General features: G+C 37.2%; 14 protein-coding genes. 1 reads left to right on the forward strand and 13 read right to left on the reverse strand.

Annotated features, from left to right (window positions below; all coding sequences use genetic code 11):
• The 10 genes from SFT90_07880 to mgtE form a co-directional block, all read right to left on the reverse strand.
• A partial coding sequence (locus SFT90_07880) for a heavy metal translocating P-type ATPase metal-binding domain-containing protein (GenBank protein ID MDX1950393.1) occupies positions 1-1,611 on the reverse strand: 1,611 nt, incomplete at its 3' end.
• Positions 1,601-1,756, reverse strand: coding sequence for a hypothetical protein (locus SFT90_07885; GenBank protein ID MDX1950394.1), 156 nt, complete (start codon positions 1,754-1,756; stop codon positions 1,601-1,603). The genes SFT90_07885 and SFT90_07880, both read right to left, overlap by 11 nt.
• 34 nt (positions 1,757-1,790) lie before the next feature.
• Positions 1,791-1,994, reverse strand: a complete 204-nt coding sequence (locus tag SFT90_07890) for a hypothetical protein (GenBank protein ID MDX1950395.1) — start codon at positions 1,992-1,994, stop codon at positions 1,791-1,793.
• Between the two features lie 327 nt (positions 1,995-2,321).
• Entirely contained in the window at positions 2,322-3,698 is a 1,377-nt protein-coding gene (mnmE, locus tag SFT90_07895; protein ID MDX1950396.1) for a tRNA uridine-5-carboxymethylaminomethyl(34) synthesis GTPase MnmE, read from the reverse strand.
• Positions 3,655-4,533 carry a sulfate adenylyltransferase subunit CysD gene (gene cysD, locus SFT90_07900; protein ID MDX1950397.1) on the reverse strand — a complete coding sequence of 293 codons (879 nt, stop codon included), beginning with the start codon at positions 4,531-4,533 and terminating at the stop codon, positions 3,655-3,657. Before cysD ends, mnmE begins: the two co-directional genes overlap by 44 nt.
• 1 nt (position 4,534) lies before the next feature.
• Positions 4,535-4,912, reverse strand: coding sequence for a four helix bundle protein (locus tag SFT90_07905; protein ID MDX1950398.1), 378 nt, complete (start codon positions 4,910-4,912; stop codon positions 4,535-4,537).
• 41 nt (positions 4,913-4,953) lie between these two features.
• Positions 4,954-5,922, reverse strand: a complete 969-nt coding sequence (locus SFT90_07910) for a phosphoadenylyl-sulfate reductase (GenBank protein ID MDX1950399.1) — start codon at positions 5,920-5,922, stop codon at positions 4,954-4,956.
• A 229-nt stretch (positions 5,923-6,151) separates the two neighbouring features.
• Positions 6,152-7,180 carry a shikimate dehydrogenase gene (locus SFT90_07915; protein ID MDX1950400.1) on the reverse strand — a complete coding sequence of 343 codons (1,029 nt, stop codon included), beginning with the start codon at positions 7,178-7,180 and terminating at the stop codon, positions 6,152-6,154.
• Between the two features lie 319 nt (positions 7,181-7,499).
• Positions 7,500-7,769, reverse strand: coding sequence for a flagellar biosynthesis protein FliQ (fliQ, locus tag SFT90_07920; GenBank protein ID MDX1950401.1), 270 nt, complete (start codon positions 7,767-7,769; stop codon positions 7,500-7,502).
• Between the two features lie 110 nt (positions 7,770-7,879).
• The gene (gene mgtE, locus SFT90_07925; GenBank protein MDX1950402.1) at positions 7,880-9,241 is read right to left on the reverse strand and encodes a magnesium transporter; all 1,362 of its coding nucleotides are present in this window, start codon (positions 9,239-9,241) and stop codon (positions 7,880-7,882) included.
• Positions 9,242-9,461: 220 nt separating this feature from the next.
• On the opposite strand from mgtE, the gene carA reads away from it, so the two are divergent.
• Positions 9,462-10,628 carry a glutamine-hydrolyzing carbamoyl-phosphate synthase small subunit gene (carA, locus tag SFT90_07930; protein ID MDX1950403.1) on the forward strand — a complete coding sequence of 389 codons (1,167 nt, stop codon included), beginning with the start codon at positions 9,462-9,464 and terminating at the stop codon, positions 10,626-10,628.
• Between the two features lie 5 nt (positions 10,629-10,633).
• Here carA and mazF read toward each other — a convergent pair whose 3' ends face one another.
• From mazF to SFT90_07945, 3 genes are all read right to left on the reverse strand, one after another.
• Entirely contained in the window at positions 10,634-10,966 is a 333-nt protein-coding gene (gene mazF, locus SFT90_07935) for an endoribonuclease MazF (protein ID MDX1950404.1), read from the reverse strand.
• Positions 10,963-11,202, reverse strand: coding sequence for an AbrB/MazE/SpoVT family DNA-binding domain-containing protein (locus tag SFT90_07940; protein MDX1950405.1), 240 nt, complete (start codon positions 11,200-11,202; stop codon positions 10,963-10,965). The genes mazF and SFT90_07940 overlap by 4 nt, the downstream gene beginning before the upstream one ends.
• Before the next feature lie 48 nt (positions 11,203-11,250).
• Positions 11,251-11,740 (reverse strand): hypothetical protein (locus tag SFT90_07945; protein ID MDX1950406.1); only part of this gene is annotated, 490 nt, incomplete at its 5' end.

The raw sequence follows: 11,740 nt of genomic DNA on the forward strand, positions 1-11,740 counted from the left end.
GATAGCTTTTGAAAGCATATGCGAGCTTTTTATCGCTAGGGAAGTTGCAATTTTCAGCTCCTCCTCAGTGAAATCTGAAAGATTAGAAATCTTGAAATTCCCTTCGGTAAGCGTTCCGGTTTTATCAAAAATTATTTTATCACAGAGTGGAATTTTCTCAATAATTTCGCCATTTTTCAGCATTAAAGAATTTTTGAATAATTTTCCAAACGCTAAAACATTCACCACTGGAATTGCAAGCCCCAATGCACAAGGGCAAGTTATAATCAGCACGGAAGCTGCATAAATTATAGATTTTTCAAAACTTGCCCCTAAGAAAAAATACCATAAAATTATTGTAAATAATGCCGAACCATAAACTAGCGGAATATATAATTTTGTGGCCTTTTCCGCCAGTAAACTATAGCCAGTCTTGGATTTTTCAGCATTTTCAAGCAGATTCAAAATTTTTGCAACTTGTGAATTTGCAATTTCTTTTGTGATGATAATTTTAATTGGCGTCGCAAGATTTATCATTCCCGCATAAACTGCTTGCCCAATTTTTAGAGTTTTCGGCAAAGTTTCACCAGTGATTAAACTTGTATCAAACTCAGAGTTTCCCTCAGTTATAATGCCATCAGAGGGGATTTTTTCACCAACTGAAATTATAACTATATCGCCTTCTTTCAAATCTTTTGAGGAGATAATTTTTTTAGTGCCGTCATCATTAATTTTGGTTGCAAAACCAGTAAGCAAATCAACCATTTCTAACGCACTAGCTTTGGCTTTATATCTCGCCTGAAGCTCAAGATATCTTCCAGTTAGCAGGGAAAATATTAACATTATTGCGGAATCCAAATAAAAATTTTCATCACCTATTATCGCTTGATAAAAACTTAGCAATAATATTACCAATATGCTTGAAGCAATTGGTACATCCATATTGAGAGCCTTAGACTTCAAGGATTTTACCGCCGAACTAAAAAAATATGAACCGCTATAAATAATCGCAGGAAAGCCAATTAAAATCAAAATCCAGTGCAGAAAATCGTGAGTAGCAGAGCCGATGTTTTTGCGAGAATCCTCCCACAGACCATCTGAAAACATCATCACTGCGACAATTGCAAAACCTGAAACTATCAATTTTTTGAGCAGAGAATTTTTCTCAAATTCAATCTCATCATAGATTTTTTTGTGATCATAAGGCGTTATGCCATAACCCATTTGAGCAACAATTCCGCAGAGATTATTGATTTCAGAAATATCACCTTGCCAATTTATATAGAGTTTTGCTGTAGTAAAATTTACGCGAGAATTTTTAACCGAAGGTTGTTTTTCCAGAGCTTTTTCAATAAGCCAAACGCAAGAGCCGCACTTTATACCTTTAACAGAAAGCTCAATTTCAAAACTATTATCAGGAATTTTCTTGGCAAATTGAGTGAAGTCAATGATTTCAGAATTTATATTTGCAGTTTCTAGGTTAGAGGTTTCAGATTTTCGGTAATCATAAAATTTTTTCAAACCAAAATCTTGAATTATTTTATATGCAGACTCACAGCCCCTACAACAAAAATCACTTTCTGATGAAAATTCGGTGCTACAATGTAAACATCTTTTTGCGTTATTGCCCATCAATTTTTTCTTGCTTCTCTGATACTTCTTTTATTTTGTTTTGAATATCAATCGCAAGATATAGCATATAAAAATTAACTGCAAAAATAATTACAAAAAAGATTGTAAAAATTAGAAAAACTTTTTTTCCAGTAAGCTCTTTCATAAGATTGGGGTTTGGGAATTGGGAGGTGAGATTTTTATTCTCTACCTATACCTTCAGAATGCGCAGAACCTAAGCCGTGAGAAAAATTGCCAGCGTGAGAGTTATCGTAGTGACCGCCATAGCTTACATCTTGAAAGCCTGGTATGTTATCAGCACGACCAAAGATAAAGATATTTATACCACCAGCTGACTTGCCCATTTCAGATTGTAAATGTGAACTAGCTCCACCGCCACTCATAAAAAATATGATTTAGTTGTTATATACCTTTATTTTAGCCTAATTTTATTTAAATGTCAATAGATATAGGGGTTTTTTGAGCGGTGAGGGAGTAATTGCTACACAAAGATTTAGCCCCTTAGCCACTAATTGTCACCCCGCACTTGTTGCGGGGTTAAATATAAATAAACACTTTCACTTCATACCCGCGAAGGCGGGTATCCAATATTTTATATTATAGATTCTCGCTGGAGTTTACCCCGTGCTTGACACGGGGCGGGAATGAATAATGGTGTAGCTATTCTTAACTCCTCAATAAATGCGGGTAAAAACTTTGTGGTTAAAAGCTTATTTCCCGATACAAAATTCAGAGAAAATTTTATCTAAAATCATTTCAACATCAATTTTTCCAGTGATTTTACCGAGGTTTGAGGCGGAAATTCTTAAGGCTTCGGCTGAAATTTCAATCGGCTTTTGTTGCGTGCGAGAGGTTAAAAATTCCTGCAAATAATTCTTACATTCCTCTAGAGATTTTCTATGCCTCGCACGGGTTATAACTGGGTTTTCTTGATGTAAAATTGATTCTAATTGATGAACAATTTTCTCAATAATTTCTTCACAATTAATGTGGTTTTTTATTGAGCAAATTATTGGCTGAATATTTTTAATTTTTATATTTTTATCCAAGCTAAAGATGTCAGATTTGTTGATGATTAGAATGGTTTTTTCATCAATTAAATCAGTGATTTTACTATCAAAATTTGGATATTCTTCCGCTGATAAAATAATGATTTTGAAATCAGATTTTTCTGCCTTTTCCAAAGCCCGTTTTATGCCTTCTTGTTCAATTGCATCGGTTGAATTTCTAATGCCGGCGGTATCAATAATTGTAAGCGGAAAGCCTTTTATTTCTAGGTTAGATTCTATTGCATCTCTGGTCGTGCCAGCAATTTCAGAAACAATTGCAATATCGCGTTTGCTTAAGAAATTGATAAGGGTGGATTTACCAACATTTGGGTTGCCAAGAATGGTTGCAACCGCACCATTTTTAAGCCTTTCAGCACGATTATCTTGCAAGAAATTTTCAATTTCAGAGATTAAATTTACGATTTTTTGTTGTGCTTGTTTATCTAAATCAGTGGGAATATCTTCCTCAGGAAAATCAACGAATGCCTCAATAAAAGCGATTATTTCAATAATTTTTTCTCGCCAATTATCATAGATTTTTGAGGCATCGCCCGCAATAATTTTATTCGCCTGCCTAAGCTGAGCTTCGGTTTCAGCGTGGATTAAATCAGCTAAACCTTCAGCTTGCAATAAATCCATTTTACCATTTTCAAATGCACGCTTTGAAAACTCGCCAGCATCAGCTGGGCGAACATTTTTTATATTATATAAAATTTCTGAAACCTTACGAATTACAGCGATAGAGCCGTGAAGGTGAAGCTCAACCACATCTTCACCGGTGAAAGATTTTGGTGCATCAAAATAGATGCAAAGTGCGTTATCAATAAGGTTTTCACCTTCTTTAAGTTTAAGTAAATGTGCAGTTCTTGGAGATAAATTTTTCTCAACACCAAGTTTTTTAAGGCAGCTCAAGGCTTCCCTGCCAGAAATTCTAATAACCGCAACGCCTGATTTTCCTTTACCTGATGATAATGCGAAGATGGTATCCATGAGATTACATATATCCAGCGGCTCTGAGGCGTTCAAAAGATGATTCATCTTCATCAGCACCCATTGGCCTGCCAGAACGCTCAGAAACCTTAGTAACACGAAGCTCTGCGATGATTTTTTCAATCGTATCCGCTGGGCTTTCAAGAGGCCAAGTAATGCCCTTTTCACCAAGTGAGCGGAAACGCATCAGCTTACCGCCAAAATCACGGCCTTCTAAAATATGATAAGGCTTTGCGTAATAAAGTGGCACGATTGGAATTTCTTCACGCTGAATATAAAGCCAAACATCAAGCTCTGTCCAGTGAAGTAGCGGGTGAATACGAACGTGGGTTTGTGGAGGAAAATCCGTCATAAATTGATCCCAAAATTCAGGCGGTTGATCTTTAACATCCCAAGCCCCTTCAGAATCACGAGGTGAGAAATATCTTTCTTTTGCACGAGTTCCCTCTTCATCACGGCGGATACCAGCAACGATTCCATTGAATCCGTGCTTGCGAATTACATTTTTTAGGCCACCAGTTTTACGAGCTGCAACGCGTGCTGAATGTGGAAGCGATTCATCAGTGGACTCAAGAGGTGGGCAGATTTCCGAGATGAAATCAATGTTCCATTCTTTTTTATATTTATCGCGGAACGCGTAAACTTCATCAAATTCAAGCTCAGTATCGCAGTGTATAAGCGGAAAAGGCACTTTTCCAAAAAACGCCTTGCGTGCAAGGTGAATCATCACATTAGAATCCTTGCCGAAACTCCACAACATCGCGATGTTCTTAATTTTGTTGAACGCCTCACGGAATATGAAGATGGATTGCGCCTCTAGTTGATCTAGGTGACTAGATTGGTTGATGGTTAATTGTTGATTGTTAATTGTTGATTGTAGCATTTTATTTACCTCTTCCTTTTAAATTTCGTTCTAATCCTTTTAACATTTTACCTATGATATTTATTTTTTCTGCTAATGAATTTTTATTCATAACATCAAGATAGCCTATCTCATAAGAAATAATAACTTGGCATTTTAGCTCAGCACAAGAACCTAATGCAATAGAAATAAACCTTGCAAATTCAGCGTATGTTGATTTTGCTGAACCTTCGGAAATATTTGAAGCTATAGAAATAGCAGACCTTCTTATTTGAGCAGTTAAACCATAAACCTCTTCCTTAGGATAGTTTTTTGTAACTAAATAAATTTCCTTAATAAGGTTTATAGAATATTTCCACACTTCCAAATTTTCAAAGCCTTTATTTTGCTTTTCTGCCATTAACAATTAACCATTAACTATTAACAATTTTTACCAACCAACTAAATTACCCAATCACTTACCTCACTCTTACTCAAGTGAATTCCGCATTCTTGTTTTTGGGCGGTGATATCGCCATCTTTGGACATATCTATAATATGTGCCCATCTGCCAGCTCGCTCATCTTCACCGGGCATCACCTGACGAGTGCAAGGTGCACAGCCGATTGAAGGATAACCTTGCTCCACAAGTGGGTGGTTGAAAAGGTTTCTTCGCTTAAATTCCTCCTTAATTTTATCTTTACTCCAAAAAGCTAACGGATTTATACGGATTTTGCCCTTATCATCAAGCTCAATTTTTTCCATCTGTTGGCGTTCTTTAGTTTGATAAGCACGCCTGCCAGTAATTATCGCCTCAAGATTTGTATTTTCATCAATGAATCTATCAAGCGGCTCAACTTTACGAATCCAGCAACAGCGGTTAACATTGCTCTGCCATAAATTCCCAAAAATATCAGCGTGAGAGAGGATTTTATCATCAGGCGTAAGAGTGATTAAATTTTTTAATCCCAAATGCTTTGTAATATCATTAGCATATTTTATTGTTTCAGGGAAGTGCTTGCCAGTATCTAAAAATAAAACTGGAATGCTTTTATCAATCTCCGCAATCATATGAAGCAACAACGCTGACCACGAACCGAAGGAAGAAAAGGAGAATAAAGTTGGTTGATGGTTGATGGTAGATGGTTGATTGGAAAAATAGTCCTCCCCCTGCTTTCGGGGGGAGGTTAGAGCCTGCCCCGCACTTGTTGCGGGGTGGGGGGCATTATCATTGTTGATGAGGTGGCTTTCAAGCCCCCCTCCTTGCCTCCCCCCGTAAACAGGGGGAGGGGTAACAGCGGCAAAAAACTCATTCGCGGCAGCAATTAATTCCTCAGCTTCAAGCGAGGAATAGTTTTCCTTAAACGCTAGGAATTTAGGGTTGATTGAACTTTCAACTGAGCTATTTGTTATGTTATCAAATTCCTGCAACTAAAACCCTACTTTTTTAGTGGGAATATAGGGGGTTGGTTTTAGATTTCAATAGGAAAATGTTTAATCGGTTATCGTTGATTTGTTGATTCGATGAAAAATATTCCTCACCCTGCTTGCGGGGGGAGGTTAGGAGGGGGCTTCTTTATTACTGAGGGGGCTTTCTTGCCCCCCTCCCTCCCTCCCCCCCTCCCCCCGTAAACAGGGGGAGGGGTAACTATAGTAGTTATCAACGATTAGCCATGGCAGATAGCACCGCCTCTCGCAGGCCTTTATCAACGAGGGGTTTTTTACCGAACCAAGCCTCAAAACCAGGGGCGGCTTGGTGAAGTAACATTCCTAAACCATCAACGGCGATATGCCCAAGTTCTCTTGCGTGCTTTAGAAGCTCAGTTTCAAGAGGGTTATAAACAATGTCAGTTACTAGCGATTTGGGGGGAAGGGTTTTTAGGTTGATGGTTTGAAGGGGTGAAGGTTTGAGGGATTGAAGGTTAATTTCTTTCTGACCTTCTAAACTTCCATCTTTCTCGCCTTCTAACCTTCCATCCTTCTCACCTTCCTTCTTAACCATCCCAAGCGAGGTGGTATTCACAACTATATTAATATGAGGCAAAATTTCCTCTCGCATTTCCCAATCAATAACCTCAATATTTGAAGCTGGAAAACCAAAATTATTTATCATTATATTTTTTATTTCCTCTGCTTTTTCACGGGTGCGATTGGTTATCACCAAGGCTGGAACTTGCATTGATGCGAGTGCAAATGCTATCGCCTTACCAGCACCACCAGCACCTAATATAAGTGCAGTGGATTTGTCATAATCAAACTCAGGGGCGTTCTCTATTAGATTGCGTGCGAATCCAAGAAAATCGGTGTTGGTAGCAACTAAATTTTTGTTCTCATCAACTACTATAGTATTCACCGCACCCATTAGGCGAGCAACTTGGGCAGGCAAAGGTTCTTGGAACTCCGGAACTTCGGAGCTTCGGAGCTTCAGATTCGGATTTCTGGAGTTCTGAAGTTCTGGAGTTCCAAGAACCTCAAATGCTCTTTCTTTATGCGGAATGGTTATATTGCAACCACGATAGCCGTTTTTGTCAAGGTTTAGTAGGAAGTTTTCAAGGTTTTCTGGTGCAACCTCAACTGCTTCATAACTACCCTCAATGCCATATTTTTTTAACCAATAATTATGAATTACAGGCGAAAGTGAGTGAGAGATTGGATAGCCAATCACGCAGGCTTTTTTGTGGTTTGTCATATTTTGAAACAGATTTTTTATGTTTATTTTGATGTCTTTTTATTTAATCTGCAAAAATGCAGATAATTTGGTTGTTTAAGTAAGTTTTTTATTTTGCAACTGATTGTCACCCCGCATTAATTATGGGGTTAACCATAAAACAAGTTCAAAACTTAATATTTAGAGGCACTTTCAACCATTAACCCCGTGACAAGCACGGGGTGACAATTGATGGTTAAGAGGAATAAACCATTGTTAGCCCTCACCCCAACCCCTCTCCCGAGGGGAGAGGGGCGTAAAGAGTGAATTGCATCTTCAAATTGCTATCAACCATCAACCATTACTTACTCCCCTCTGATATTCGCTTAAAGAGGTCATCAGTGAAATCGCCGAGGGTGTTAATCATAAAGGGCATTGCTAAAATTAATGCTAAAAAAATTGTAATAATTTTAGGCACAAATGAAAGAGTCATCTCTTGAATTTGTGTCAATGCTTGAATAAGTGATATAATTAAACCAACCACCAACGCCACCAACATAAGTGGAAGTGAAACTTTAAGCATAACGAATATTGCTTGCCTGCAAATTTCTATGAGTTCAGAGGATTCCATTTAGTTGATAGTTTGAGGGATTGAAGGTTGGAAAGTGTGAAGGTCAGAAGGTTAGAAGGAAATTATCCTTCATACCTTCGATCCTTCATACCTTCTAGCCATAAACCATCTTAGTGCAAAATAATTTTTGTCGCAAGTGTAAGGAAGATAAAAAAGGAAGACATATCAGTAATTGCGGTTAAAAGCACAGATGATGCAACAGCTGGGTCAAAGCGAAGTTTTTGCATAATAAACGGAATTGCACAGCCAGAAATTGACGCTAAAAAGAAAGTTAAAATTATCGCTGAAAATATTATTGAGCTTAATAAATAATTTTCGTACATCAAGAAACTTACTAAGAAAACTGAGCTTCCTAAAGCAAGGCTGATTAACATTGAAGTTAAAAATTCTCTTTTTAACATTTTGAAAAAATTGTTTGAGCTTAATTCTTTTGTAGCTAAAGCACGAACGGTGATAGTTAAAGTTTGCGTTCCGCAATTGCCACTCATTGAGGCAACAATTGGCATTAATGTTGCAAGTGCTACGAGTTCCGCAATCGATTTTTCAAAAAAACTAATTATAAAAGAGGTTACAAAAGCCGTAATTAAATTTATAAAAAGCCAAGGGCTTCGGCTGGAAAACCTTTTAATAACTGAGCCGAATAAATCCTTCTGAGAAGTCAAGCCAACCATTCCTAAAATGTCCTCCTCGGCTTCTTGCTTGATGATATAGGTGATGTCATCAACGGTTATAACACCAACCATTTTGCCGTTATGATTAACAACTGGTGCGGAGATTAAACCATATTTTTGGAAGATATTCGCAACTTCTTCTTGGTCTGTATCAACGGGAATAATTTTTATAATTTCTTGCATTAAATCTCTAACTTTAACTTCCCGCTTATTTCTCATAATGCGGCTTAGAGGAATATAGTGAGTTGGGCGACCTTCCTCATCAACCACGAATATAGTATAAAAATCTTGTGGCAGGTTTTCACTTGTTCGCATTAAATCAATTGTATCACCAACTGAAGCAAAATCTGAGATTGTAACGAATTGTTTGTTAGCTAAACGGCCAGCGGATTCTTCAGGATAATTGAGGGATTCTTCAACCTCTTGGCGTTTTTCAAGGGAGAGGCCTTCAAGAATTTCCTCAATTTGTTCCTCTGGTAAATCTTGCACTAATTGAACTGCATCGTCACTTTCAAGCTCCTCAATAGCTTCTGCAACTGATTGCGAGCCGATTATTTTAAGAATATCATCACGCACTGAATCATCAAGGAATGTAAGGATTTCAGGATCAATATCACCAAGAACAGCGATTATTTTTTCCCTATCTTCTGGCTCACAAAGGTTTAGTAATTCAGCAATTTCGGTAGGGTGATTTTCAGAAAGCATTGAGCGAAGCGCCTCAAGATCATCATCTTTGAGGGCAGAAAGCATAGGAAGCAAAATATCTTCTTCGCTATAGTAATCTTTAGTTTGCTCTATCATCAGGCGTTGAATTAATGCTTTTTAAGAGCTTATAGCTTGACGAATATTTTTGGCAATAAGAAAGGTTTTGAATTTACTCAGGAAATCTTAAATTGTCATTACCTTAGAATTTTGTCGGAATGAAAAAATTCGTGGTGTGACAATAAAAAATAAAATTTTGCTGGATTTAAGTTATAAAATAATTATTAAATCTAGAAATTTTGCCTAAATATTTTTTACTATGCCTCTCATACCTCAAAAAAATGCAATTTTATTACTTGAAGATGGAACAATTTTCCATGGTTATGGAATTGGTGCAAAGGGTGAAACCGCTGGGGAAATCTGTTTTAATACCTCAATTACTGGTTATCAGGAAAGCCTAACTGACCCATCTTTCCACAAGCAAATTATAACTTTCACATTCCCGCATATCGGCAATGTTGGGGCAAATAAAAATGATTATGAGAGCAAAAAGATCTTCGCAAAAGGGCTTATAAGCAGTGCGGAAGTTACTAATCCTGCGAATTATCGTGCGGAGCATCATTTTTCAGAATGGCTAAAATCTGAAGGTGTAACTGGCATTTGTGGTGTTGATACTCGTGCGTTGACCCGTCATATCAGGCTTAATGGTGCACAAAATTGTATTATTGCTTATGCTGAAAAAATTTCTGAAATTAATATAGAGGGCTTAAAAACTAAGCTGAAAGCAGTTCCAAAAATGGAAGGTGCGGAGTTGGCTAACGAGGTTTCTTGCGATAAACCTTACATTTGGAATGAAGGCGGTTGGGAGCAACCAACTGAAAGCTTCCGCAAGCCAAAAAATCTGCCATATAAAATAGTTGCGGTTGATTTTGGTATCAAGCAGAACATACTTAGAAATTTAGTTGATAGTGGCTGTGAAGTTCAAGTTGTGCCAGCTAAAACTTCTGCGAAAGAAATTTTAGATTATAATCCTGATGGGGTTTTTCTTTCAAATGGCCCCGGAGACCCTTCGCAAACCGCCAAATATGCAGGTTCAGTAATTAAAGAGATAGTTGAATCTGATATTCCAGTTTTTGGAATTTGCTTGGGGCATCAGCTCCTAGCAACCTCGCTTGGGTGCAAAACTATTAAAATGCATCAAGGGCATAGAGGGGCGAATCACCCAGTGAAAAATTTGAATACAGGTAAAGTTGAAATCACCAGCCAAAACCACGGATTTGCTGTAACTCGTGAATCTATGCCGAGAAATGTTAAAGAAACTCACATCTCTCTGTTTGATAATACTAACGAAGGTATTGAGCTGGTTGGCAAGGATGTATTCTCGGTTCAGCACCACCCAGAAGCTTCCCCAGGGCCAAGAGATGCAGAATATTTATTCTCAAAATTCACTGAAATTCTAGAGAGAAGGAAGAAGTTGGTTGCTTGATTAGGCTAAAATATTAAAGCGGAGATTTTTGCTAAAATTTCATTAAGGGTTTTTGAATCAGATTTTTTAATAAATTTTACTTTTCTAATTTTCCAATCAAGAGATTTTATTTGATCGGCTAGAAATGCACCTTTGGCTTTTTTATCTATAGAAAATTCAACTTCAAAAGGATAATTTTTAATTTTAGTAGTTGCAGGGCAAACAATGAACATACTTGTAAGCTGATTATATTTTTTAGGTGAAAGAACTATCGCTGGTCTTCTTTTTAGAATTTCCTTGCCAGCTTGAGGCTCAAAATTAAGCCATACTATATCACCTTTTTCTGGAATATATTTCACTCAAAAACCTCTTTTCCTAAAAAATTTTCTTCAATGTGATTATGTATATTTTTTTTTGAAATTTTTGATAATAAATCATCAAGGTTGTAAGAATTATTTTTTGGTGAAATAATTATATTTCCCTTAATAATTTCAATATTCGCAACTGCACCATCTGTTGCTTTAACTTCATCGGCAATGTGTTTTGGGATTCTTAAACCTAGAGAATTTCCCCATTTTGAGAATTGAACTTGCATAGATAATTCATTGTATATACATTATTATACTATATAATTATGTATATATCAAGCAGCTTTAGCAATTTGAGCTTCAAGCGTTGAAAAAGCCCAGTCAAGCCATTCGGTTAATGCTTCAATGTCAGATGTTTCAACCGTTGCACCGCACCAGATGCGAATACCAGCAGGGGCATCACGATAAGCGCCGATATCATAAGCAACTTTTTCATCTTCAAGAATTTTTACCAGTTTTTTAGCGATTTCCGCCTGATCTTCTGCTGTTTTTGCCTTATACCAAGGGGCGGTGATTTCCAAGCAAACTGAAGTGTTTGAGCGAATATTTTTATCTTTTGCCAAAAAGCCAATCCAATTTGATTTCGCAACCCAATTTTCAAGAGCTTTGAGGTTGTTATTTGAACGAGTTATTAAAGCATTTAATCCACCGATAGATTTCGCCCATTTGAGGCCATCAATACAATCTTCAACCGCAATCATTGATGGGGTGTTAATTGTTTCACCTTCAAAAATGCCTTTAATTAATTTGCCACCAGAAGTTAGA

Source organism: Rickettsiales bacterium (assembly GCA_033762595.1).
In the GTDB taxonomy this organism is placed as follows: domain Bacteria; phylum Pseudomonadota; class Alphaproteobacteria; order Rickettsiales; family UBA8987; genus JANPLD01.

What these genes read in the sequence shown, in the direction of transcription:
- SFT90_07885 (MDX1950394.1), bottom strand. Translation starts at nt 1,756, where the DNA reads ATGAAAGAGCTTACTGGAAAAAAAGTTTTTCTAATTTTTACAATCTTT.
- SFT90_07890 (MDX1950395.1), bottom strand. Translation starts at nt 1,994, where the DNA reads ATGAGTGGCGGTGGAGCTAGTTCACATTTACAATCTGAAATGGGCAAG.
- mnmE (MDX1950396.1), bottom strand. Translation starts at nt 3,698, where the DNA reads ATGAATCATCTTTTGAACGCCTCAGAGCCGCTGGATATATGTAATCTC.
- cysD (MDX1950397.1), bottom strand. Translation starts at nt 4,533, where the DNA reads ATGCTACAATCAACAATTAACAATCAACAATTAACCATCAACCAATCT.
- SFT90_07905 (MDX1950398.1), bottom strand. Translation starts at nt 4,912, where the DNA reads ATGGCAGAAAAGCAAAATAAAGGCTTTGAAAATTTGGAAGTGTGGAAA.
- SFT90_07915 (MDX1950400.1), bottom strand. Translation starts at nt 7,180, where the DNA reads ATGACAAACCACAAAAAAGCCTGCGTGATTGGCTATCCAATCTCTCAC.
- fliQ (MDX1950401.1), bottom strand. Translation starts at nt 7,769, where the DNA reads ATGGAATCCTCTGAACTCATAGAAATTTGCAGGCAAGCAATATTCGTT.
- mgtE (MDX1950402.1), bottom strand. Translation starts at nt 9,241, where the DNA reads ATGATAGAGCAAACTAAAGATTACTATAGCGAAGAAGATATTTTGCTT.
- carA (MDX1950403.1), top strand. Translation starts at nt 9,462, where the DNA reads ATGCCTCTCATACCTCAAAAAAATGCAATTTTATTACTTGAAGATGGA.
- SFT90_07940 (MDX1950405.1), bottom strand. Translation starts at nt 11,202, where the DNA reads ATGCAAGTTCAATTCTCAAAATGGGGAAATTCTCTAGGTTTAAGAATC.